27 protein-coding genes are annotated in these 21,948 nt (G+C 75.1%); 16 read left to right on the plus strand and 11 right to left on the minus strand.

What is annotated here, in order from left to right; genetic code table 11:
- The first annotated feature begins 27 nt into the window (after window positions 1-27).
- The 5 genes from hrpB (at window position 28) to AC0IVP_RS18475 (ending at window position 6,052) form a co-directional block, all read left to right on the plus strand.
- A complete protein-coding gene (hrpB, locus tag AC0IVP_RS18455) occupies window positions 28-2,493 on the plus strand; it encodes an ATP-dependent helicase HrpB (protein ID WP_471758454.1) in 2,466 nt (821 codons plus the stop codon).
- Between the two features lie 31 nt (window positions 2,494-2,524).
- Window positions 2,525-3,364, plus strand: a complete 840-nt coding sequence (locus tag AC0IVP_RS18460) for an HpcH/HpaI aldolase/citrate lyase family protein (RefSeq protein ID WP_056291678.1) — start codon at window positions 2,525-2,527, stop codon at window positions 3,362-3,364.
- A 67-nt stretch (window positions 3,365-3,431) separates the two neighbouring features.
- Window positions 3,432-5,252, plus strand: coding sequence for a 4-alpha-glucanotransferase (gene malQ / locus AC0IVP_RS18465; RefSeq protein WP_471758456.1), 1,821 nt, complete (start codon window positions 3,432-3,434; stop codon window positions 5,250-5,252).
- A gap of 233 nt (window positions 5,253-5,485) precedes the next feature.
- Window positions 5,486-5,650 (plus strand): hypothetical protein, encoded by a 165-nt coding sequence (locus AC0IVP_RS18470; protein WP_471758458.1) that lies wholly within the window; start codon window positions 5,486-5,488, stop codon window positions 5,648-5,650.
- 66 nt (window positions 5,651-5,716) lie between these two features.
- Complete coding sequence (locus tag AC0IVP_RS18475) at window positions 5,717-6,052, plus strand: hypothetical protein (RefSeq protein ID WP_056291671.1); 336 nt, start codon at window positions 5,717-5,719, stop codon at window positions 6,050-6,052.
- A 4-nt stretch (window positions 6,053-6,056) separates the two neighbouring features.
- Here AC0IVP_RS18475 and AC0IVP_RS18480 read toward each other — a convergent pair whose 3' ends face one another.
- Together AC0IVP_RS18480 and AC0IVP_RS18485 are read right to left on the minus strand one after the other, a co-directional pair.
- A complete protein-coding gene (locus AC0IVP_RS18480) occupies window positions 6,057-6,704 on the minus strand; it encodes a maleylpyruvate isomerase family mycothiol-dependent enzyme (RefSeq protein ID WP_471758460.1) in 648 nt (215 codons plus the stop codon).
- Window positions 6,701-7,348 carry a dihydrofolate reductase family protein gene (locus AC0IVP_RS18485; RefSeq protein WP_471758462.1) on the minus strand — a complete coding sequence of 216 codons (648 nt, stop codon included), beginning with the start codon at window positions 7,346-7,348 and terminating at the stop codon, window positions 6,701-6,703. The genes AC0IVP_RS18480 and AC0IVP_RS18485 overlap by 4 nt, the downstream gene beginning before the upstream one ends.
- Before the next feature lie 95 nt (window positions 7,349-7,443).
- Here AC0IVP_RS18485 and AC0IVP_RS18490 point away from each other — a divergent pair, with 95 nt between their 5' ends.
- Window positions 7,444-7,641, plus strand: coding sequence for a hypothetical protein (locus tag AC0IVP_RS18490; RefSeq protein ID WP_056291663.1), 198 nt, complete (start codon window positions 7,444-7,446; stop codon window positions 7,639-7,641).
- A gap of 1 nt (window position 7,642) precedes the next feature.
- On the opposite strand, the gene AC0IVP_RS18495 is transcribed toward AC0IVP_RS18490, so the two are convergent.
- On the minus strand, window positions 7,643-8,869 hold the full coding sequence (locus tag AC0IVP_RS18495) for an MFS transporter (protein ID WP_235564584.1): 1,227 nt from the start codon (window positions 8,867-8,869) through the stop codon (window positions 7,643-7,645).
- An 80-nt stretch (window positions 8,870-8,949) separates the two neighbouring features.
- Here AC0IVP_RS18495 and AC0IVP_RS18500 point away from each other — a divergent pair, with 80 nt between their 5' ends.
- Window positions 8,950-9,900 (plus strand): WcbI family polysaccharide biosynthesis putative acetyltransferase, encoded by a 951-nt coding sequence (locus AC0IVP_RS18500; RefSeq protein ID WP_471758464.1) that lies wholly within the window; start codon window positions 8,950-8,952, stop codon window positions 9,898-9,900.
- On the plus strand, window positions 9,897-10,322 hold the full coding sequence (locus AC0IVP_RS18505) for a hypothetical protein (RefSeq protein WP_471758466.1): 426 nt from the start codon (window positions 9,897-9,899) through the stop codon (window positions 10,320-10,322). Before AC0IVP_RS18500 ends, AC0IVP_RS18505 begins: the two co-directional genes overlap by 4 nt.
- 22 nt (window positions 10,323-10,344) lie before the next feature.
- On the opposite strand, the gene AC0IVP_RS18510 is transcribed toward AC0IVP_RS18505, so the two are convergent.
- The 3 genes from AC0IVP_RS18510 to fabG are packed head-to-tail and all read right to left on the minus strand — an operon-like array spanning window position 10,345 to window position 13,002.
- A complete protein-coding gene (locus tag AC0IVP_RS18510; RefSeq protein ID WP_471758468.1) occupies window positions 10,345-11,475 on the minus strand; it encodes a ferrochelatase in 1,131 nt (376 codons plus the stop codon).
- A gap of 31 nt (window positions 11,476-11,506) precedes the next feature.
- Window positions 11,507-12,292, minus strand: coding sequence for an enoyl-ACP reductase FabI (fabI, locus tag AC0IVP_RS18515; protein WP_056291831.1), 786 nt, complete (start codon window positions 12,290-12,292; stop codon window positions 11,507-11,509).
- 5 nt (window positions 12,293-12,297) lie between these two features.
- Window positions 12,298-13,002 (minus strand): 3-oxoacyl-ACP reductase FabG, encoded by a 705-nt coding sequence (fabG, locus tag AC0IVP_RS18520; RefSeq protein ID WP_056291654.1) that lies wholly within the window; start codon window positions 13,000-13,002, stop codon window positions 12,298-12,300.
- Window positions 13,003-13,076: 74 nt separating this feature from the next.
- Here fabG and AC0IVP_RS18525 point away from each other — a divergent pair, with 74 nt between their 5' ends.
- The 6 genes from AC0IVP_RS18525 to AC0IVP_RS18550 all read left to right on the plus strand — a co-directional run bounded on the left by AC0IVP_RS18525 (window position 13,077) and on the right by AC0IVP_RS18550 (window position 17,892).
- Window positions 13,077-13,361, plus strand: a complete 285-nt coding sequence (locus AC0IVP_RS18525; protein WP_471758470.1) for a hypothetical protein — start codon at window positions 13,077-13,079, stop codon at window positions 13,359-13,361.
- 212 nt (window positions 13,362-13,573) lie between these two features.
- Entirely contained in the window at window positions 13,574-14,722 is a 1,149-nt protein-coding gene (locus AC0IVP_RS18530) for a zinc-dependent alcohol dehydrogenase (RefSeq protein ID WP_056291647.1), read from the plus strand.
- 10 nt (window positions 14,723-14,732) lie between these two features.
- Entirely contained in the window at window positions 14,733-15,326 is a 594-nt protein-coding gene (locus AC0IVP_RS18535) for a hypothetical protein (protein ID WP_082556663.1), read from the plus strand.
- 2 nt (window positions 15,327-15,328) lie between these two features.
- Complete coding sequence (locus tag AC0IVP_RS18540; protein ID WP_235564582.1) at window positions 15,329-15,619, plus strand: hypothetical protein; 291 nt, start codon at window positions 15,329-15,331, stop codon at window positions 15,617-15,619.
- Window positions 15,620-15,760: 141 nt separating this feature from the next.
- Window positions 15,761-17,527 (plus strand): aa3-type cytochrome oxidase subunit I, encoded by a 1,767-nt coding sequence (gene ctaD, locus AC0IVP_RS18545; protein WP_471758472.1) that lies wholly within the window; start codon window positions 15,761-15,763, stop codon window positions 17,525-17,527.
- A gap of 14 nt (window positions 17,528-17,541) precedes the next feature.
- A complete protein-coding gene (locus AC0IVP_RS18550; protein WP_471758474.1) occupies window positions 17,542-17,892 on the plus strand; it encodes an STAS domain-containing protein in 351 nt (116 codons plus the stop codon).
- Window positions 17,893-18,202: 310 nt separating this feature from the next.
- Here the strand turns inward: AC0IVP_RS18550 and AC0IVP_RS18555 are convergent, their stop codons facing one another.
- Window positions 18,203-18,361 (minus strand): hypothetical protein, encoded by a 159-nt coding sequence (locus AC0IVP_RS18555; protein WP_157519121.1) that lies wholly within the window; start codon window positions 18,359-18,361, stop codon window positions 18,203-18,205.
- A gap of 2 nt (window positions 18,362-18,363) precedes the next feature.
- On the opposite strand from AC0IVP_RS18555, the gene AC0IVP_RS18560 reads away from it, so the two are divergent.
- Complete coding sequence (locus tag AC0IVP_RS18560) at window positions 18,364-18,516, plus strand: hypothetical protein (protein ID WP_471758476.1); 153 nt, start codon at window positions 18,364-18,366, stop codon at window positions 18,514-18,516.
- 18 nt (window positions 18,517-18,534) lie between these two features.
- Here the strand turns inward: AC0IVP_RS18560 and AC0IVP_RS18565 are convergent, their stop codons facing one another.
- Entirely contained in the window at window positions 18,535-19,671 is a 1,137-nt protein-coding gene (locus AC0IVP_RS18565) for an anti-sigma factor (protein WP_471758478.1), read from the minus strand.
- A gap of 58 nt (window positions 19,672-19,729) precedes the next feature.
- Here AC0IVP_RS18565 and AC0IVP_RS18570 point away from each other — a divergent pair, with 58 nt between their 5' ends.
- The gene (locus AC0IVP_RS18570; RefSeq protein WP_056291634.1) at window positions 19,730-20,206 is read left to right on the plus strand and encodes a heme-degrading domain-containing protein; all 477 of its coding nucleotides are present in this window, start codon (window positions 19,730-19,732) and stop codon (window positions 20,204-20,206) included.
- A gap of 40 nt (window positions 20,207-20,246) precedes the next feature.
- Here AC0IVP_RS18570 and AC0IVP_RS18575 read toward each other — a convergent pair whose 3' ends face one another.
- From AC0IVP_RS18575 to AC0IVP_RS18585, 3 genes are all read right to left on the minus strand, one after another.
- Window positions 20,247-20,762, minus strand: a complete 516-nt coding sequence (locus AC0IVP_RS18575; protein ID WP_471758480.1) for a hypothetical protein — start codon at window positions 20,760-20,762, stop codon at window positions 20,247-20,249.
- Window positions 20,763-20,881: 119 nt separating this feature from the next.
- The gene (locus AC0IVP_RS18580; RefSeq protein ID WP_082556885.1) at window positions 20,882-21,661 is read right to left on the minus strand and encodes an aquaporin; all 780 of its coding nucleotides are present in this window, start codon (window positions 21,659-21,661) and stop codon (window positions 20,882-20,884) included.
- The gene (locus AC0IVP_RS18585) at window positions 21,658-21,894 is read right to left on the minus strand and encodes a hypothetical protein (protein ID WP_056295032.1); all 237 of its coding nucleotides are present in this window, start codon (window positions 21,892-21,894) and stop codon (window positions 21,658-21,660) included. Before AC0IVP_RS18585 ends, AC0IVP_RS18580 begins: the two co-directional genes overlap by 4 nt.
- Between the last annotated feature and the right edge of the window lie 54 nt (window positions 21,895-21,948).

Consider the following 21,948-nt stretch of genomic DNA (forward strand, 5'->3'; position numbering starts at 1 on the left):
GCGGGGCGGGGCGGCCACACTGGGGGCGTGCTGCCACCTCCCGGGACGCCCGGCACCGACCTGCCGGTGCGCGCCGTCCTCGGGGAGCTGACCGCCGCCCTCGCCGCCCACGGCACCGCGGTGCTGGTCGCTCCCCCCGGCACCGGCAAGACCTCGCTGGTGCCGCTGGAGCTGGCCGCGGGCGGCACCGTGCTGGTCGCCGAACCCCGCCGGGTGGCCGCCCGCGCCGCCGCCCGCCGGATGGCCGCGCTGGTCGGTGAGCGGGTGGGCGACCGGGTCGGCTTCAGCGTCCGCGGGGAGTCCCGGCGGTCGGCGGCCACCCGGGTCGAGGTCGTCACCACCGGCCTGCTGCTGCGCCGGCTGCAGGCCGACCCCGAGCTGCCCGGGGTCGACGCCGTGGTGCTCGACGAGGTGCACGAGCGGCAGACCGACACCGACCTGGCACTGGCCTTCGCCCTCGACGTCCGGACGACGCTGCGCCCGGAGCTGCGACTGCTGGCCATGTCGGCGACCGCCCAGGCGCAGCGGCTGAGCACCCTGCTCGGGGACGCCCCCGTGGTCGAGGCGACCGGTGCGCTCTTCGACGTCGAGACCGTCTGGTGCCCGCCGCGGCCGCCGGTGCAGCCGCCGCTGGGCACCCGGGTCGACCCCCGGCTGCTGGACGCCGTCGCCGACACCGTCCGGCGTGCGCTCACCGAGACCGACCACGACGTGCTGGTCTTCCTGCCCGGCGCCGCGGAGATCGGCGGGGTGCAGCGCCGGCTGGGCGGGCTGGACGTCGACGTCCGGCCGCTGCACGGTCGGCTGCCCGCCGCCGAGCAGGACGCCGCGCTGACCCCCGGGCACCGACGGAGGGTGGTGCTGGCCACCGACGTCGCCGAGTCCAGCCTGACCGTCCCCGGCGTCCGGGTCGTCGTGGACGCGGGCCTGGCCCGCACGCCGCGGGTGGACCTGTCCCGCGGGCTGGGCGCCCTGGTGACCGTGCCGGCCTCGCAGGCCGCCACCACGCAGCGCGCCGGCCGGGCCGGGCGGGAGGGCCCGGGCCGGGTCTACCGGCTGTGGTCGGAGACCGAGCACGCCCGCCGTCCCGCCGCCCCCGAGCCGGAGATGGCCACCGCCGACCTGACCGCGGTCGCCCTGGAACTCGCGTCCTGGGGCGCCCCCGGAGGCACCGGCCTCGCCCTGCTGGACCCGCCGCCCGAGGCGGCGATGACGGTGGCCGGGCAGACGCTGCGCACCCTGGGCGCCGTCGACGCCGAGGGCCGGGTGACCGACCGCGGCCGCCGGCTGGCCGCGGTCGGCGCGCACCCCCGGCTGGCCCGGGCGCTGGTCGACGGCGCCCCGCTGGCCGGCCGGCGCCGGGCCGCCGAGGTGGTCGCCCTGCTGTCGGCCGACAGCAGCCCGCGCTCGGACGACCTGGTCGCCGCGCTCCGCGAGGCGCGGGGAGGCCGGGGTGGGCGGGACTCGGGCGCATGGCGGGACGAGGTGGCCCGGCTGGAGCGCGCCGTGCCCGACGTCCGGCGGACCGACCTCACCGACGACCAGGCCGCCGGGCTGGTCACCGCGCTCGCGCACCCGGAGTGGCTGGCCCGCCGCCGGCCGCGCACCGAACGCACCTACCTGCTGGCCGCCGGCACCGGCGCCGAGCTGCCGCAGGGGACGGCACTGGCCGGCGCCGAGTGGATCGCCGTCGCCGCCGCCGACCGGGCCCCGGGCCGACGCGACGCCCGGGTCCGGCTCGCCGTCGCCCTCGACCAGGGCACCGCGCTGGAGGCCGGCGACCACACCGACGGCCCCGAGGTCCTCTGGCGCGACGGCGACGTGCGGGCCGCCCGGGTCGAGCGGCTCGGCGCGATCGTGCTCACCGAGCGCCCGCTGCCCGACCCGGACCCGGCCCTCGTGGCCGCCGCCGTCGCCGAGGGGCTGCGCGCCGAGGGCCTTTCGCTGCTGCGCTGGACCCCGGCCGCGACGTCGCTGCGGGAACGGCTGGCCGCAGCACACGCCGGCCTGGGCGACCCGTGGCCCGACGTCGACGACGACGCGCTGCGCAGCGCGCTGGGCGCCACCCCCCAGGTGCAGGCCGCGCGCAGCCGGGCCGACCTGCGCCGGCTCGACGTCGTCGCCGCGCTGCGGGCGCTGGTGCCCTGGCAGGTCGCCGGGACCCTGGAGGAGGCGGTGCCGGAGAAGGTGGTGGTGCCCGGCGGCACCGGTCACCGGGTCGACTACGCCAACCCGGAGAGCCCGACGGCGTCCATGCGGGTGCAGGAGGCGTTCGGCTGGTCGGAGACCCCCACCGTCGCCGGCCGGCCGCTGCGGCTGGAGCTGCTGTCCCCGGCCCGGCGCGTCGTGGCCACCACCGGGGACCTGGCCGGGTTCTGGACCACCGGCTACCCGACCGTGCGCAGCGAGCTCAAGGGCCGCTACCCCAAGCACCCGTGGCCCGAGGACCCCGCCCGCGCGGTCCCGACGAGACGTGCCAAGCCCCGCCCCTGAGTGACCACGGTCCTACGGGGATGATCGCCGCGTGCAGAGACGACACGTGGAAGCCGACATCTCCCGCTCCTGGCTGCTGGTCAACGGCGCCCGCGACCACGCCGAGTTCGACGCGGCCCTGGCCTCGCGGGCCGACCAGGTGATCCTGGACATCGAGGACGCCGTCGACCCCAAGGCCAAGCCGCAGGCCCGCGCGTCCGTCGTCGAGTACCTCTCGACCGCCCGCGACCGCCAGGCCTGGGTCCGGATCAACGACCACTCGACCCCGTTCTGGGCCGACGACGTCAACGCCCTGGCCGGCCTCCCGGGCCTGGCCGGCGTGATGCTGGCCAAGACCGAGGCCGCCGAGCACGTCACCGAGACCTTCGACCGCCTCGGCGGCTCGACCCGGGTGCTGGCGCTCGTGGAGTCCGCACTGGGCATCGAGGAGACCGTCCGGATCGCCTCCGCGCGCGGCGCCTTCCGGCTGGCGTTCGGGTCCGGCGACTACCGCCGCGACACCGGCACCGCCGCCGACGACCTGGCGATGGCCTACCCGCGCTCCCGGCTGGTCGTGGGCAGCCGGATCGGCGGCCTGCCCGGCCCGATCGACGGCCCCACCGTCGGCTCCAGCCACGGCGTGCTGCGCGAGGCCACCGGCGTGACCGTGTCCCTCGGCCTCACCGGCAAGCTCTGCCTGGACGTCGAGCAGCTGCCGGTCATCAACGAGGTGATCAGCCCCACCCCCTCCGACGTCGCCTGGGCCACCGACTTCCTGGCCGATTTCGAGGCCCGCGGCCAGGTCATCCGGGACGGCAGCGACCTGCCCCGGCTGGGTCGTGCGCGCAAGATCACCACGCTGGCGACGGCGCTGGGCATCCAGCCCGCCTGAGCACCCTGCGAGGTCGTCACGGGTCGGCGAGGATCGACCCGTGACGACTCCTCCAGGTGACCACCGCGTGACCACCGACCGCTGGGGCATCGACGCCACCTGGCTCGACGCCCTCGACGAGGTGCACACCGTCGAGCAGTCCACGATCGAGGCGATCCGCGCGGTCGTCGGTGAACCCCCGGCCGACCTCGAGGACACCGCCCCGATCGTCGCCCGGCCCGGCGACGCCCTGGAGGTCGACCACGCGGTCGTCGTCCTGGAGGGCGGCGGGCGCCGCGACGTCGACGGCGAGCTCGACGAGGACTTCCCGCTCGGCTACCACCGGCTGCAGACCCCCGACGGCCGGGACCGGCTCCTCGTCGTCACCCCGGGCCGCTGCTGGCTGCCCGACGAGCGCAGCTGGGGCTGGGCGGTGCAGCTCTACGCCGCGCGCGGGCACGGCAGCGCCGGCATCGGCGACCTGGCCGACCTGCGCACCGTCCGCGAGACGGCCCAGCAGCAGGGCGCCGGCTTCGTGCTGGTCAACCCGCTGCACGCCGTGGGTCCCGGCCCCGAGCAGGAGGACAGCCCCTACCTGCCGGCCACCCGGCGTTTCCGCAACCCGCTCTACCTGCGCCTGGACGACGTCCCCGGGGCGCGGCTGAGCGACCAGGACCGGGCCACCGCCGCCGAGCTGAACGGCCGCGAGCTGATCGACCGGGACGCCGTCTGGGCGTTCAAGCGGGCCGTCCTGCAGCGCACCTTCGACGCCGACCACTCCCCCGCGGGCTTCCGCGACTGGTGGTGGCACCAGGGCCAGCCGCTGCAGGACTGGGCCACCTGGGCCGCGGTCGCCGACGCGCACGGCGCGAACTGGCCCGACTGGCCGGCCGAGCTGCGCGACCCGCGGTCGGACGGCGTCCGTGCCTGGGTGGCCGACCACGAGCAGCAGGTCGCCTTCCACGCCTGGCTGCAGTGGCTGCTGGACACCCAGCTCGCCGCGGCCACCGGCGACCTGACCGTCATCCAGGACCTGCCGATCGGCGTCTCCGGTGGCGGCGCGGACGCCTGGGCCTGGCAGGACGTGCTGGCCACCGGGGTCAGCGTCGGCGCTCCCCCGGACGCCTTCAACAGCAAGGGCCAGGACTGGGGCTCCCCGCCGCTGGTGCCCTGGAAGCTGCGTGCCGCGGACTACGCGCCCTTCATCGAGTCGATCCGCTCGACCATGGCCGGTGCCGGCGGACTGCGCATCGACCACGTCATGGGCCTGTTCCGGCTGTGGTGGGTCGCCGGGGACGACGCCACCGCAGGCGCCTACGTCCGGTACCCCTCGGAGGACATGCTGGGCATCGTCGCGCTGGAGAGCCACCGCGCGCAGGCCGTCGTCGTCGGGGAGGACCTGGGCACCGTCGAGGACGGCGTCCGGGAGGCCATGGCCGAGCACGGCGTGCTGTCCTACCGCCTGCTCTGGTTCGAGGACGACGCCCCCGCCGCGTGGCCGGCCGAGGCGATGGCCGCGATCACCACGCACGACCTGCCGACCGTGGCCGGGCTCTGGACCGGCTCCGACGTGCGCGAGCAGGTGGAGCTGGGGACCGGGGAGGAGAAGCAGCTGAAGCGGGACCGCAAGCAGCTGCTGGCGCACCTCACCGACGCCCCCGAGGGGCCGGCGAAGCGGGCCACCCCGGCCAAGGCCGTGGAGGCAGCCCACCGGCTGCTGGCGACCGCGCCGAGCCTGCTGCTGTCGGCCACGCTGGACGACGCGCTCGGCGTCGAGCGGCGACCCAACGTGCCCGGGGCGATGGAGCGGGCGAACTGGCGGATCCCGCTGCCGGTGCCGGTCGAGGAGCTGGCCGGCCACCGCGGCGTGCAGACAGTGGCCCGGGTGCTGGGGGACGCGCTCGACTGACCTCGGGCAGCCGACACGCGAGTTGCACCGTTGTGGTTCGAACACGTGTTCGAGCCCGTGCCATGCTGTCGGGCATGGCCGGAGGGATGAACCGAGGACGACACGGCCCCTCGCTCGCCGACCGGGCGGCGAGCTCGGGGGTGCCGCCCTCGTCGGGCCCCTCCACCCTGCACGGCGGCCTGGGTGGCCCCCCGGGACGCCCAGCCGGGTCGGGCCACGGTCGGCACTGCTGGGTGCGCGACCCGCCCGACGCCCCGGGCATCTGGCCGGGCCTGCTGGTCGAGTGGCGCCAGCGCGAGGACGGCTGGCACGGCCGGGTCGCCTACGCCGTCGTCGGGGAGCACGGGCCGGTGCTGGTCGAGGCCTGGCTGCCCGCTGAGCAGCTCAAACAGGGCTGAGGTTCCGGATCCAGGTGGTCCTGCCGCTCGGCTGCAGGTCCGGCGGGGTGCGCCCGAGAGTGGCCCGTGGACCTCTTCCGACGACGACGCGACCGCTCTCCCGCGGATCCTCAGCTGGACGCCCTCATCGCCTCGGCCCTGGACCGGTTGCGGTCCCTGGGCAACCCGGGGGCGGTCCTCGTCCCGGGCCCGGCGCTGCGCACCCAGCGGGTGGGCTGGCTGCTGTCGAGCGGGGCCGACCCCGGGCAGCTCCACCTGCTGCCCACGGGCCAGGTGCTCCTGGACGGCCGCGCCGTCTCGACGGGCCGCCTGGACGCCGGGTCCCGGCAGGTGGTCGTGCGGTGGCTGGAGCGCTATGCCCTGGACCAGGGCCGGTCGTCGGGACCACCCGCGGGCGACTGACCGGTCAGGTCTCCAGGCGTCCCCGGAGGACCGCGACCCCCGGCCCGCGCAGGTCCACGAGGTGGGCCGCCCGGCCGGCGACCGCCATGAGCAGCGACAGCGTCGGACCGGTGACCTCCGGGCCCTCCCCGGCGGTGGACGGCCCGTCGTCGGCCCGCAGGGCGAGCCCGGCCGACGTCGTGCGGCCGGCCACCGTGAAGTCCCGACCCACCGCGAAGCCGAAGACCGCGGCCAGCGCAGCCGGGTCCGGGTCGTGGGTCAGCCCGAGGGGGCGGCGGACGTCCTCCGCGTGCACGAGCACCTCGCCCACGTAGGCCGGGGTGTGCCCCGACGGTGCCGTCGTGCTGTCCACGACCGCCCGGAAGCGCTCCAGCGTCTCCGCCGGCGTCGCCCCACGGTGCCGCGCCACCTGCCGCCGGTTGTGCTCGGCGGACCGGAACCGGGCCCGCGCCATGCTGCGCACCCAGGCCGCCGGACCCAGGCTGGCCGCCGCGGTCAGGTGCGCCACGACCTCCTCGACGTCCCACCCCCGGCAGAGGCTGGGCTGCCGCCACTGCTCGGGGGTCAGCGTCGCGAGGTCGTCGGCGAGCGCCGCCCGCTCCCGCGCCGCTGCGCGCCACAGCTCGGCGTCGGTGGGCACGGGGCCGGTCACCGTCGCCAGAGCAGGTGGTGCACGACGCCGCTGGTCGGGCTGGGCACCGCCTCGTGGTGGAAGCGGTCGTCCAGTTCTGCCGGGGAGGCCCACAGCCGGCTGCCGCCGCCCAGTTCCAGGGGCACGACGGCGACGTGCAGCTGGTCGACCAGGTCGGCGTCCAGGAACGCACGGATGGTCTGCGCCCCACCGCCGAGCCGGACGTCGCCCCCGCCGGCTGCGGCCAGCGCCTGCTCCAACACCTGCGCGGGCTCACCGGACACGAAGTGGAACGTGGTGTCCGACAGCGTGAAGGAGGGCCGCTCGTGGTGGGTCATGACGAACACCGGGGTGTGGAACGGCGGGTCCTCCCCCCACCAGCCCTGCCACTCCAGGTCGGTCCACGGGCCGCGGTGCGGGGAGAACTTGTTGCGCCCCATCACCTCCGCGCCGATGCCGTTGCCGAAGTCGCGGACCAGCCGGTCCTCCAGGCCGCGGCTGCCGTCGGGCCGGGACATGCCGGGCATGCTCGCCGTCCCCAGCGCCCAGGCCATCAGCTCACCGGGGTCCGCGTGCCCGAACGGGCGTTCCGGGCTCTGGCCCTCCCCCGCGCCGTAGCCGTCCGCCGAGACGGTGGAGTTCTGCACCCGCACCTGCTGCGCCATGGGTCCTCCGGTCAGGGGTCGTCGCGGGACAGACTGCCTCCCGCTCCCGGACTCATCGGTGTGTGCACCCCGCGGCACCGGGAAGGGCCTCCCGCATGAGCGCACCCGACACCCCGTCCCTGGACGACGTGATGACCCCGACCGAGAACGCACCGAAGGACCGCCAGGAGCACGCCAAGGCCCCGCACCTGACCGACGAGGTGCTGGAGCACCGCACCGAGCAGGAGCGCCAGGCCGTCGGCTCCGACGACGCCGCGCCCGGTGGCGCCGACGAGCACGACGCGACCGCGTGACCTAACGCAGCTGCGGGTGCAGCGACCTGGTGCGGACCAGCGCCAGGGCGAGCAGCAGCGTGGCCAGGGTGAGCCCGCCCGCCAGCAGGGCGACGGCGGGCCACCCGGACCCCTGCCAGGCGCGCCCGGCCAGCGTGCCGCCGACCGAGGACCCGACGTAGTACCAGAACGAGTACAGCGAGGCGGCCTGCCCGACCGGCCGGCCACCGAGCGAGGCCCGGGCCGCGACCCACCCGCTGCCGACAGCGTGCGCGGAGAAGAAGCCGACCGTCAGCACGCACAGCCCCAGCACGAAGCACCACAGCGGCGCCAGCAGGGTCAGCGCGACCCCACCGCCCATCACCACGATGGAGACCGGGACGACGAGGCGGCGGCTGAGCCGGTCGGCCAGCCAGCCCGCCGTCGGTGAGCTGGCCGAGCCCAGCAGGTAGGCCAGGAACACCAGCGAGGCGATCGACGGCGAGAGCAGGTACGGCTCGGACTCCAGCCGGAACGTGCCCGCGTTGTAGACCGCGACGAACGCGGCCATCAGGCACGCCGCCATCCCGTAGAGCATGAGCAGCGCCGGGTCGGTGAACGCACTGCCCAGCGAGCGCAGCAGCGAGCCCTGCCGGTCCACCGGTACGAAGCGGCGGGGTGCCGGCAGCAGGACCCGGACGGCGACCGCGCAGGCCACCCCGAGTGCGGCGACCCCGCCCAGGGCCAACCGCCAGCCGCCCAGGTCGGTGAGGAAGCCGCCGAGCAGTCGGCCGGTGAGGCCGCCGATCGCGTTGCCGGCGATGAAGAGCCCGATCGCCCGGGAGCTCACCGAGCCGTGCAGCTCCTCGCGCAGGTAGGCCACGCCCACCGCGGACAGCCCGGCGAGCGCGAAGCCCTGCACGCCGCGCAGCACCAGCAGCAGCTCCCAGCTGGGCGACAGCGCGATCGCCACCGCCAGCACCGCCGCCGAGGCCAGGCTGACCTGCAGGATCGTCGTGCGGCCGCGGCGGTCGGACAGCGGACCGAGCACCAGCAGCCCGATCGCCAGGGCGACCGTGGCCACCGAGATCGACAGCGTCGACCCGGCCGGGGTGACGTCGAAGGCCCGGGCCAGTTCGGGCAGCAGCGCCTGCGGCTCGTAGAGCATCGCGAACGTGGCGACGCCGGCCAGGAAGACCGCCAGCGAGGCACGGTGCAGCCCGCGCTCCCCCGCCCGGTGTCCCTCGGGCAGCTCCACCGTCACCGACACGTGGCCCACCCTGCGTCAGCGACGGCCCCCGGGGCCAGCCGGGGTCGCCGATGTCACGTCCGGGCCCCCAGGATGGACCGGTGACCACCCACGAGGTCGAGGCGCCGAGCGTCCCCGAGCACCTGCGCCGCTGGAGCGAGCTCTCCCCGGACACCGTCGAGGCGGGCACCGTCGGCTTCGTCTGGGGCAACTGCCAGGCCGAGTCGATCCGCCGCATGGTCGCCCCAACCGGCGCCGGCCACGGCGTCGAGTTCGTCCGGCTGCCCCCGGTGTTCGAGATGGACGAGGCCGAGGTCGCCCGGCTGCACGCCCTGCTGCCGCTGGCCGGGGTGCTGGTGACCCAGCCGGTACGCGACGAGTACCGGGTGCCCGGCTGCGGCAGCGAGCAGCTCGTCGCCCTGCTGGGCAGCGGGTCCCGCGTCGTCCGGGTGCCCACCACCTACTACGAGGGCCTGTTCCCCTGGCAGGTGCACGCCCACGACGAGGCCGGCGCCCGGGTCGACGCCCCCGTCACCGACTACCACGACCTGCGCCTGCTGGACGCCGCCGTGCGCGGGCTGGACGTCGACGCGGCCCTCGAGCACCTGGAGGACGCCACTCCCGACCCCGGTGCCGTCCGGGACCTGGCCGCCGCCTCCCAGACCGAGCTGCGCCGCCGGAACGCCGCGCTGGACGTGGACACCACCGACGCCGTCGTGGCCGGGGGTGCCGCCGCGATGTGGACGGTGAACCACCCGGCCAACGCCACCCTGCACGCCGTCGGCGCCGGGGTGCTGTCCACCCTGGGCTGGTCCGGGGAGCCCGCGGTGCCCGACCACCAGATGCTCGGCGGCAGCCTGGCCCCGCTGCACCCCGGCGTGCTGGACGCGCTGGGGCTGGACGGCACGCCCCGGCCGGGCTGGACGATCGGTGGCCGGGACGTGCCGTGGCCCGAGATCGCGCGGGCCCAGCTGGAGCTCTACGCCCGGCAGCCGGGGATCGCCGTCCGGGCCGTGGAGAAGCACCGCAGCCGGCTGGACGCGCTGGGGTGACGGCGCGGCTGACCCGCGCGGACATCGGCGCCTGGCTGCTGAAGTCCGCCCGGGCCCTGGACGCCGACTGGGCGTCGGACACCGAGGTCGACCTGGCACGGTGCGTGCGCCCGTCCTACCGGCTGGACCTGGTGACGGCGGGCCAGCCGTGCGTGCTGTGGGTCAGCGGCCGGGCCGACCCGGGCGTGCACGCGGTCGGCGTCGTGACCGGGCCGGTGGAACCCGGCGAGGACGGGCCGGTGCTCCCGGCGCGCTGGCGGCGGTTGCCCGAGCCGGTGCCCCGGGAGGCGCTGCTCGCCGACCCGCTGGCGCGCAGCGCCGAGGTCCTGCGGATGCCGGCGGGCAGCAACCCGTCGTGGCTCAGCCCGGCCCAGTGGTCGGTCGTCCAGGCCATGACGGCCGGGTGGACCGGCGGCAGGTGACCGGGTCACCTGCCGCCGGGGTTCAGCTCGGGCGGCGGGCCGGCCGGGCGACGTAGCAGCACGCCGCCGGGCAGTTCGTGCCCAGCCGCGGCTCGCTGCCGCCGCGGCGCTCGAGCACCAGCTCGCGCACCATCGACACGTAGCCGGGGTGGGTGCCGGCGGTGCCGGCCCGGGCGAAGCCCAGGTCCAGCCGCTCGGCGGTCTCCTTGGCCTCGTTGTCCAGGTCCCAGATGACCTCGATGTGGTCGGACACGAAGCCCACCGGGAAGAGCACGACCGCCCGCGTCCCGTCGGCGGCCAGCGCCTCCAGGTGGTCGTTGACGTCGGGCTCCAGCCACGGCACCGACGGCGGCCCGCTGCGGGACTGCCAGACCAGGTCGAAGTCACGGCCGGGCACGACCTCGTCCACGACGAGGCGGGCCGAGGCCAGCAGCTCGCGCTGGTACTGCCCGCCCTCGGGTCCGGCGACCGCGGCCATCACGTCGGGGATGGAGTGCGCGGTGGCCACCAGCCGTGCGGTGTCCCGCACGTCGGCCGGCAGCGACTCCAGCGCCGTGCGCAGCGCGTCGGCGTTGGCCCGCACGAAGCCCGGGTGGTCGCCGTAGTGCGGCATCTTCTCCGCCGTCGGCGCCTCGTTGCGGTGCACGGCACGGGCCCGGGCGACGTCCTCGTGGTACTGCCGGCAGCCCGAGGCCGAGGCGAACGCCGACGTCGGGAAGACGTAGACGTGCTCGATGCCGTCGGCGGCCATCTGCGCCCAGGCGTCCTCGGCGTAGGGCGCCCAGTTGCGGTTGCCCCAGTAGACCGGCAGGTCCAGGTCGTTGGCCGCGAAGTCCGCCTCGATGGCGGCGATCAGCTCCCGGTTCTGCTCGTTGATCGGGCTGACGCCGCCGAAGTGCAGGTAGTGCTCCTGCACGTCGAGCAGCCGCTCCCGCGGGATGCCGCGGCCGCGGGTGACGTTCTCCAGGAACGGCATGACGTCCTCGGGGCCCTCGGGACCACCGAAGGACAGCAACAGCACCGCCTCCCTGCGGCCCGCGGGCGCCGGGGCCGACGAGGGGTCGACGCCCCCGTTGTTCCGGACGGCGAGCGAGGGGTCCTCGTCCGGGGCCTGCCCGGCAGGGGTGATCGCGACGTCGAGTGCCTGCGGCATCAGATGAGTCCCCGACCGCGTGACTGTGACATCACACGCCTACGGCGTGGAAGCCACCGTCGACGTGCACGATCTCCCCCGTCGTCGCCGGGAACCAGTCCGACAGCAGCGCCACCACGGACTTGCCGGCGGGCTCGGTGTCGGTGACCGACCAGCCCAGCGGCGCCCGGCCCTCCCAGGCCTCCTCGAACTGCTTGCTGCCCGGGATGGACTTCATGGCCATCGTGCGCAGCGGGCCGGCGGCGACCAGGTTGACCCGGACGCCCTCGGGGCCCAGCTCGCGGGCCAGGTAGCGGGAGGTGGACTCCAGCGCGGCCTTGGCCGCGCCCATCCAGCCGTAGACCGGCCAGGCGACCGTGGCGTCGAAGGTCAGCCCGACCACCGAGGCGGTGTCGCCGAACAGCGGCCGGCAGGCCTGGGTGAGCGAGGCCAGCGACCAGGACGAGACCTGGAAGGCGGTGGCGGCGTGCTCCCACGCGACCTCGGTGAACCCGTCGCCCATGGCCTCCTGCGGCGCGAAGCCGATGGAGTGCACGACGCCGTCGAGCTGCGCGCCCTCGGGCAGCACCGCCTTCAGGCGCTCGGCCAGGGTGGCCAGGTGCTCGGTGTCGGTGACGTCGAGCTCGACGACGGCGGCCTCCTGCGGCAGCCGCTTGGCGATCCGCTGGCACAGGCTCAGCGCCCGCCCGAAGTTCGACAGGACGACGGTGGCGCCCTGCTCCTGCGCGATCCGCGCGACCGAGAAGGCGATCGACGCCTCGGTCAGCACACCCGCCACGAGGATCGTCTTGCCCGCCAGGATCCCTGACTCCGCCATGCCCATCAGTGCCCCATCCCCAGTCCTCCGTCCACCGGGACGACCGCCCCGGTGATGTACCCCGCGTGCTCGCTGGCCAGGAACCGCACGACGCCGGCGATCTCGTCGGCCTCGGCGTACCGGCCCAGCGGGACCTGCCCCAGGATCTCCTGCTGCCGCTTCTCGGGCAGCTCCGCGGTCATGTCGGTGCGCACGAAGCCCGGCGCCACGACGTTCGCGGTGATGTTGCGGCCGCCCAGCTCGCGGCTGATCGAGCGTGCGAGCCCGACCAGGCCGGACTTGCTGGCGGCGTAGTTGACCTGGCCGGCCGAACCGGTGAGCCCGACGACGGAGGACACGAAGACCATCCGCCCGGTGCGGGCGCGCACCATCTTGGCCGCGGCCCGCTTGGCCACCCGGTAGGCGGCGGTGAGGTTGGCGTCGACGACGTCGGTGAAGGCGTCCTCGCTCATCCGCATCAGGAGCCCGTCACGGGTGATGCCGGCGTTGGACACCAGCACCTCGACCGGGCCCTGGTGCTCCTCGACCGCGGTGAAGGCGGCGTCCACGTCCGCGCTGGACGTGACGTCGCACTGCACCCCGAACAGGCCCTCGGGGGCCCCGCTGCCCCGGTGCGTGACCGCCACCGCGTCGCCCTGCTCGGCGAACGAGCGGGCGATCGCCAGCCCGATCCCCCGGTTGCCACCGGTCACCAGCACCGACCTGCCCACGCCACCACTCCCTGCTGCACGCCCGTGTCCGTCACGGTGAACCTAGTCGGGCTGCGGGCGGCCACACTGGGCGGATGGACCTGCGTGGGGCACCGGGGCTGGTGCGACTGCTCAACACCTCCGAGGGCGGCGTGCTGTGCCTGGCCGGTGCGGTCACCGTCGAGGTGGTCGCGGACTTCCACGCCCGGCACGGCCGCGAGCCGGTCCCGGTCGCCGCGATCGACGCCGGGTCGGTCACCGCGATGTCCCCCGCCGGGCTGGACCTGGTGCTGAACCACCTGGACGCCGCCGCACTGCGCGGACGCGAGATCCGGGTGCGCCGCTCCCCCGCCGTCGAGGCCCTGCTCGCCAGACCCTGACGCCACCGGGATGCCGGGGACGACCCTGCAGGACGGACACGTCGCCACGCCGTCCCCCGGCGCGTCGCCGTCGCCGTCGCCGTCGCCGTCGCCGTCTCGCGTCGGGACGGGGACGGGTCGGTGCGGGCTCGGGTGGCCCGTCGGGGCGTCCGGGGGCAGGCTCGGGGGGCCGGTGAGACCCGTCCGGCCCGCGCCGACGCCGAGAGGCCCCCATGCGCGCGATGGTCTACCGCGGCCCGTACTCCGTCCGGGTCGAGGACAAGCCGATCCCCGCGATCGAGCACCCGAACGACGCGATCGTCCGGGTCACCCTGGCCGCCATCTGCGGCTCCGACCTGCACCTCTACCACGGCCTGCTGCCCGACACCCGGGTCGGTCACACGTTCGGCCACGAGTTCGTCGGCGTCGTCGAGGCGGTCGGGCCGTCGGTCGAGCGGCTGTCGGTCGGCGACCGGGTGATGGTGCCGTTCAACATCTCCTGCGGCAGCTGCTGGTTCTGCGCCCGCGGGCTGCTGTCCAACTGCCACAACGTGAACCCCAACGCCACCGCGGTCGGCGGGATCTACGGCTACTCGCACACCACCGGCGGCTACGACGGCGGCCAGGCCGAGTACGTCCGGGTGCCCTTCGCCGACGTCGGCCCGGTGCCGATCCCGGACTGGATGCACGACGAGGACGCCGTCCTGCTCACCGACGCCGCGGCCACCGGCTACTTCGGCGCGCAGCTCGGGGAGATCGCCGAGGGCGACACGGTGGTCGTGCTGGGCGCCGGTCCCGTCGGGCTGATCGCCGCGCAGTCGTCGTGGCTGATGGGGGCGGGCCGGGTGCTGGTGGTCGACCACATCGCCGAGCGGTTGGCGAAGGCCGCCACCATGGCCCACGCCGAGACCCTGGACCACGACACCGTCGACGACGTCGTGCTGGAGCTGAAGAGGCAGACGGACTTCCTCGGTGCCGACGTCGTCATCGACGCGGTGGGTGCCGAGGCCGACGGGAACCTGACCCAGCAGCTGGCCGGCGCGAAGCTGAAGCTGCAGGGCGGGTCGGCGACGGCGCTGAACTGGGCGATCGACGGCGTCCGCAAGGGCGGCACGGTGTCGGTGGTGGGCGCCTACGGGCCGATCCCGAACGCGGTGAAGTTCGGCGACGCGCTGAACAAGGGGCTCACGCTGCGGATGAACCAGACCCCGGTCAAGCGCCAGTGGCCGCGGATGTTCGAGCACGTACGCAACGGCCACCTGACCCCGCGGGCGATGGTCACCCACCGCTTCCCGCTGGAGGAGATCCCCGAGGCCTACCACGTGTTCTCCGCCAAGCTCGACGGCTGCATCAAGCCGCTCGTCGTGCCCGGACCGGCCTGAGGAGGGCCCCGTGACAGACGACCAGATCCCCAGCGCCTACGTGCGCGACAAGCGGACCCCGGCCCCGAGCCGGGAGGAGCTGCGCGCCCGCATCCCCGGCTGGGGCGTGGACCTGGACCCGGCCGACCGGCCGTCCTCGCCCAAGCTGCAGTACGCCCCGGACTCCACCGGCGCGCACTGGGACTTCCCGGAACGGCAGCCGGGGTGGGAGGGCCGCGAGCGATCGGTGGAGCACGCGTTCGTCACCCCGGTCTTCGGCACCGCCCAGCCGTTGCACGGGGTCTCCGGGGCGATCCGGGGCTACGCCTACCGGCGCTTCAGCGAGGCCCGCCTGGCGCACTGGCTGCTGCTGGTCGTCGGGGACCGGGTCGACGCCGGCGGGGCGCACCTGCGCTCACTGGTCTCCCGGCGTCCCGACGTCCCGGCGACCGGGCTGCGCAGCGAGGTCACCGCCGGTGGGCTGTCCTCCCGGTCCGGGCGCAGCGACCGTCGGCACCACGTGGTCGACCCGCTCGTCGCCGCCGGCCCCTGGGCCGCGGTGGCCGGCGCCGTCACGCTGGGCGGCCGCGTGCTCTGGCGGGAGCTGTCCCGGCGCCACCGGTGAGGGTGTCGGGCACCACGGTCGCGGCCACCGGCCAGTGGCGCGACCCCGACGACGGCGTCCGGTACCCGGCCGGTGAGGTGCACGCCTGGGAGCGCGGCCGCAACGAGACGCGCTGCGGGCTGTCGCTGAGCCGCTCCCGGCTGACCCGGTTCCCGCACGTGAGCTGGAGCGACGTGCAGCCGTCCTCGGGCCGGCACGCCGAGGAGGTGCAGCTGGTCTGCCGACGCTGCCAGGCCGCCCAGGGCAGCCGCCGGGACGACCGCGGCTGGGTGCGCACCGACCCGCGACCCTGACGCCGGCACCGCGGTTGCGCAGCGGCTGCGGAACTGTTTAGTCTGCGATCGGTCTCTGAGCCACCGGAGCGCCTCGCACCTGCGCCCGGTGGACCGCGGCGCAGGTCTCCCTGGGAGCCGCCCCGTGCCCCTGGTCCCCCGATGACCGCCCTCGTCCCGCAGCCGGTCGTCAGCCGGCCGCCCGAGCAGCCGCCGGCCGCGCGAGGCTCACGCTTCCTGGCCCTGATCCGGTCGACCGACCACAAGACGATCGGCCTGATGTACCTGGCCACCACGTTCGCGTACTTCCTCATCGGCGGGTTCATGGCCCTGCTGATCCGGGGCGAGCTGGCGAGGCCAGGACTGCAGTTCCTGTCCAACGAGCAGTACAACCAGCTGTTCACCATGCACGGCACGATCATGTTGCTGCTGTTCGCGACGCCGCTGGTGTTCGGGTTCGCCAACCTGGTCCTGCTGCTGCAGATCGGTGCGCCCGACGTCGCCTTCCCGCGGCTGAACGCCTTCTCCTACTGGCTGTACCTCTTCGGCGCCTTCATCGTGATGGCCGGGATCATCACCCCGGGCGGGGCACCGGACTTCGGCTGGTACGCCTACGCCCCGCTCAACGACGTCGCCCACACCCCCGGTGCCGGCGCGAACCTGTGGATCGCCGGGCTCGCCGTCTCCGGCCTGGGCACGATCCTGGGCGGGGTCAACATGATCGCCACCGTGGTCTGCCTGCGGTCCCCGGGCATGACGATGTTCCGGATGCCGATCTTCACCTGGAACATCCTGGTGACCAGCATCCTGATCATCGTCGCGTTCCCGATCCTCACCGCGGCGCTCATGGCGTTGCTGGCCGACCGGCACCTGGGGGCACAGGTGTACAGCCCGGCCAACGGCGGCCCGATGCTGTGGCAGCACCTGTTCTGGTTCTTCGGCCACCCCGAGGTCTACATCGTGGCGCTGCCGTTCTTCGGCATCGTCACCGAGGTCATCCCGGTCTTCAGCCGCAAGCCGCTCTTCGGCTACAAGGGGATGATCGCGGCCACCATCGCGATCGGGTTCCTGTCCTTCACCGTCTGGGCGCACCACATGTACGCCACCGGCCAGGTGCTGCTGCCGTTCTTCGCTTTCCTGACCTACCTGATCGCCGTCCCCACCGGGATCAAGTTCTTCAACTGGATCGGCACCATGTGGCGCGGCCAGCTGACCTTCGAGACGCCGATGCTGTTCTCCATCGGCTTCCTGGTCACCTTCCTGCTGGGCGGGTTGACCGGGGTGCTGCTGGCCTCGCCGCCGCTGGACTGGCACCTCAACGACAGCTACTTCGTCGTCGCCCACTTCCACTACGTGCTCTTCGGGACGATCGTCTTCGCGGCCTTCGCCGGCGTCTACTTCTGGTTCCCCAAGATGTGCGGCCGGATGATGGACGAGCGACTGGGCAAGGTCCACTTCTGGCTGACCTTCATCGGCTTCCACACCACCTTCCTGGTGCAGCACTGGCTGGGCGCCGAGGGCATGCCGCGCCGGTACGCCGACTACCTGGGCACCGACCAGTTCACCGTGCTGCACACGATCTCCACGGTGGGCTCGTTCGTCCTCGGGGCCTCCGTGCTCCCCTTCGCCTACAACCTGCGGAAGTCCTGGCTGCACGGGCAGCTCGCCCTGCGCGACGACCCGTGGGGGGCCGGCAACTCCCTGGAGTGGGCGACGTCGTCCCCGCCGCCGCGGCACAACTTCACCCAGATCCCACGGATCCGCTCGGAGCGCCCGGCGTTCGAGCTGCACCACCCGGAGATGCAGCAGCGACTGCACGACGAGGCCTACGCCGGCCACCACAAGGGCCGTGAGCCCTACGCCGGGGTCGACGGCGTGGTCTCCGAGACCGGCCCCCGGCACGGGCCCAACGACCCGGACCCGACATGACGAGGACCCGGCAGGTGCGCCCACGGCGTGCCGGCCGGACCGACACCGGACCGACCGAGGTCACCACCCCCGACTGCCACGTGGTCGTCGAGCGCACCCCTGACCTCGTCGTGCGTGCGGCCGGCCAGCTCGACCACCTCAGTGGCCCCCTGCTGCTGGCCTGCGCCGCCTCCCGGGTGTCGCAGCGCCCGGTGCTGGACCTGACCGGGGTCGAGTTCCTGGACGCCGGCGGGCTGGCCGCGCTGGCCCACCTGGCCAGGGAGTCCCCGGCCGGGAGCCGGCTGCGGCTGCGCTGCGGCACCCGGCGGGCCGTCCTGCACCCGCTGCGGATCACCGGCCTGATCGACCAGTTCGACCTCGTCTGACCCACCTCGGTGGCACGCGAGCACGCCCTCGTCGCACCGCTGAGAAGGAGCCCCCGTGCCCACTCCCCTGTCGTACCCGGGCAACCGGGTCCCACCGTCGGCGCGGCCGACCCCGGTCGAGGGCTGACCTCGTGACCCGATCCGACGACGAGGTCGCCGACGCCCGGCACCTGGCCGCGCTGTACGCCGAGATCGGCAGCCGGCTGCGCCGGTTCGGCGACCGGATGGACGCCGCGAGCTCGGTCACCCGCACCGCGCTGGACCGGGGCGGGCAGGACGACGTCATCGGGGGGCTCGACCTCTACGCCGGTCAGCGGGACGCCTTCGCCGACCCCGAGGTGGCGGCGACCCTGGCGACCCTGGCGACGTACGCCGCGCTGGCGGTGTGGGGCGGCGGGCTCACCGAGGAGGTGGAGTCGCTGAAGAGCGCGCTGGCCGGCAGCCGCGAGATCGGGATGGCCCAGGGCATCGGTGCTCGAGCGGTTCCGGGTCACCCCGGACGAGGTCTTCGGGCTGCTGGCGATCGCCGGCCAGAACAGCAACCGCACGCTGCGCGACACCGCCGCGGAGCTGGTGCGGACCGGGGAGGTGCCGTTGCCGCCGTCCCGGACCGGGCGCGGCTGAGCACCGGCCCGGCGGCCCTCAGCGGTCGTCGGGCCGGTGGTCCGCACCGTCCGGGGTCTCCCCCAGCGCCTCCCGGCGGAAGCGCCACACCACGCCCAGGGCCGCGAGCTCCAGGACGGCGGCGCCGGAGGCGACCCACTGCTGGGTGTAGAAGAGCAGCACGTTGACCACGGTCAGGGCCAGCAGCAGGCCGGCCTGGCCGATCTCGATGCCACGCCGGTCCCTCCCGCGGAGCAGTGCGACGGCGGCGGTCAGCAGGAGCACGCCGACCACGAGGTCCAGGGCGACCCGGGACAGCAGCAGCGTCGTCCCCAGCGCGTCCTGGATGCCGACGGCGGCGTAGTCGTTGGCGGCGTCGGCGAGGTCGCTGGTGGTGCCGTCGAGCAGGTCGACGCCGATGAAGCCCACGACGGCCAGGTCGCTGACGGCCACGACGCCCAGCACCGCCAGAGCCCCGGTGGTCATCCGGCGCAGCCGGGTCGCGTGCAGGTGCCGGTCCAGCCACCCGTCGGCCCGGTCCAGCAGCCGGCGCAGCCGACCCGGCTCGGCGACCGCGTCGTCCAGGGCGCCGGTGCGGGTCAGTTCCAGCAGGTCCCCGGCCAGCCGGGCGTGCCGCTCGACGTCGGAGCTGCAGGCGGACTCCAGCCGGCGCTCCAGCTCCCGGCGGTCGCCGCGGGACAGGTCGCCGTCCACCACGTCGCCCAGCAGTTCCAGGGCGGCGTGCAGCTGCGAGCGCGGGCTGTCGTCGCGCTGGCCGCGGACCCGGAAGTACAGCCACATCGCCAGCACGAAGACCGCGTAGGCCACCGGGGCCGCGGCGGCGAAGAAGTAGTCGTTGTCGGTGGTGATGAACTTGCCGATCTCGTCCACGAACAGGCCGGCGCCGATGCCGGTGAGCAGCCCGGCCCACGGCATCGCCGAGCGGTTGGCCAGCACCAGTGGCAGCAGGCCGCCCACGAAGAGCAGCAGCCCGCCCCAGACGGCGTGCGCGATGTGCAGGGTGTCCCCGCCGACCGTCGGGTAGTCGGTGGCCTCCAGGTACAGCCGGGTGACCACGATCGACCCGCCGAACCCGAGCAGCAGCAGCTGCAGGTACCGGTCGGCGTCCAGCCGCCGGACGAGGTGGGACAGGCGGCGGCGGACGGCGGTGGGCACGACTGCACCTGCCCAGCTCGGCCCCGGGAGAACCGGGGACGTCGGCCACACTGGGCGCGTGGACACCGACCGCCCGTCCTTGGACGAGCTGCACGCCCAGGAGGACCGGCTGGTCTTCGACGCCTTCGACGAGGCCACCGCGTGGCAGGTGGGCAGCGCCCTGCGCGACGCCGCACTGGCCGAGGGGCTGCCGGTGGCCGTGTCGGTGCGCCGCAACGGCCAGCGGCTGTTCCACTGCGCGCTGCCCGGCGCCTCGGCCGACAACGACGGCTGGCTGGACCGCAAGTGCGCCGTCGTCGACCGGTACGGGCACTCCTCGTTGCTGGTCGGCGAGCGGTTCCGCGCCGAGGGCAGCAGCTTCGAGGACTCGGCCCGGCTGGACCCGCGCGTGTACGCCGCGCACGGGGGCGCGTTCCCGGTGCTGGTCCGCGGCACCGGGTGCGTCGGCACGGTGGCGGTGTCCGGGCTGCCGCAGCTGGCCGACCACGCACTCGTGGTCCGGGTGCTGGGTGAGGTGCTCGGGCTGCCGGGCTGAGTCGTTCCCGGGAGTCGTTCCCGGGAGTCGGTCCCCAGAGTCAGCCCCGCAGCACGTTCAGGCCCCGGCAGGAGGGGCAGCGCAGCAGACCGTCGAGGTCCCCGGGGCGGTGGCTCCAGGCCAGCACCGTCCCGCACCGCCCGCACACCAGCGTGTGGTCGAGCGCGTCACCGCGGGGCACGGAGGTCAGCACCCGCCGCCCCGCGGCCTGCTCGACCACCGGGAGCACGTGGCTGCGGGCGCCGGCGGCGACCTCGGCGTCACCGGCCGCATCGTCCTCGGGCCAGCCCCAGCTGTGGCCGTAGGGCACCCGGCCCTCCGACCGGGCCTCCATCAGCGCCTCGTTGAGTGCATGGGCCGCGACGTCGCGCTGGACCGCGACCGCCGACCGGGGCGCGGTGTCGGGGCGGCCGCTCGGGACCCCGGCGGTCAGGTAGTCGTCGAATTCCCGCAGCGACCACGCGCCACCGAGGGCCAGGTAGTCGATCCACAGTCGCCGGGAGGTCGTGTCGCACGTCGAGCGGACCTCCGAGGGCGAGAGGCTGCGTGGGGGCACGTCCAGCTCCTGCTCCGGGGTTCGAGACCGCCGAGGTCTTCGACATCCGGAACGCTATCGGCACCCACCGGGCCGCGCAGTGCGAGCGGGGCCGGCCCGGTGGCCGACCCCGCCCGACGTCAGCGCCGGGCCGGGCCCGTGGTCGGGTCGGGCTGCGAGCGGGTGCCCTCGGTCCCGACGACGGCGTGCCCGCCGTCCCCGGCCCAGAAGAAGCGGTGCAGCAGCGCGGCCGCGACCGCGCCGACCAGCGGCACGACCAGGAACAGCCACACCTGCTCCAGCGCGGTACCGCCGGAGAGCAGGGCCACGCCCAGGCTGCGGGCGGGGTTGACCGAGGTCCCGTCGACAGGCACGGCGACCAGGTGCGCGACGACCAGGGCCAGGCCGATCGGCACCCCGGCGACGGCGGCGTTGGAGGTCCGCGCGGTCGCGGCGAGCACGGTCAGCACCAGGAGCGCGGTGAGCACGAACTCCACGATCAGCGCCGCCCCGATGCCGTAGCCGCCCGTGGAGGCCTCGCCCCAGCCGTTGGTGCCCAGGCCGTCGGCGGACAGCGAGAACGTCGGGTCGGCGGACCGGATGCCGTAGACGACGCCGGCGCCGAGCAGGCCGCCCAGCAGCTGGGCGACGACGTAGACGCCGGCGGCAGCGGGCTCGATGCGCCTGGCCACGAGCGCGCCGAGGGTGACGGCGGGGTTGACGTGGCAGCCCGAGACCGGGCCGATGGTGAAGGCGAGCACGAGCAGGGTCAGACCGAAGGCCAACGCGATGCCGACGGTGCCGGTGTCCGGCGCTGCGACGGCGGTGCCGACACCACCGACGACCAGCAGGGCGGTGCCGAGGAACTCGGCGACGCCGCGGACCGGCAGCGCCGGCTGGGCGGCGACGTCGGCGCTCACGCGCCGCGCCGGCCGCTGGCGGCGTCGGTGGCCGCACCGGACGCACCGCGGGCGCCCTTGCGGGCCACCCGGCCGGTGAGGTCACCGGCCTTGGTCAGGCCGCGGGACAGGTTGCTGGGTCCGCGGCGGGACTCCAGCTGACGGCCGGCACCGCGCAGGAGCCGGGAGACGAGGGGGACGGCGACGGTCAGCAGCACCCAGGTGCGCAGACGGGTCGAGAGCAGGGCCCACACGGGGATCGTTCCTCCAGGGAACAGCGGTCAGGGACACCACGGCGACGCCGGGGT

It is taken from the genome of Klenkia sp. AC732 (genome assembly GCF_979256525.1).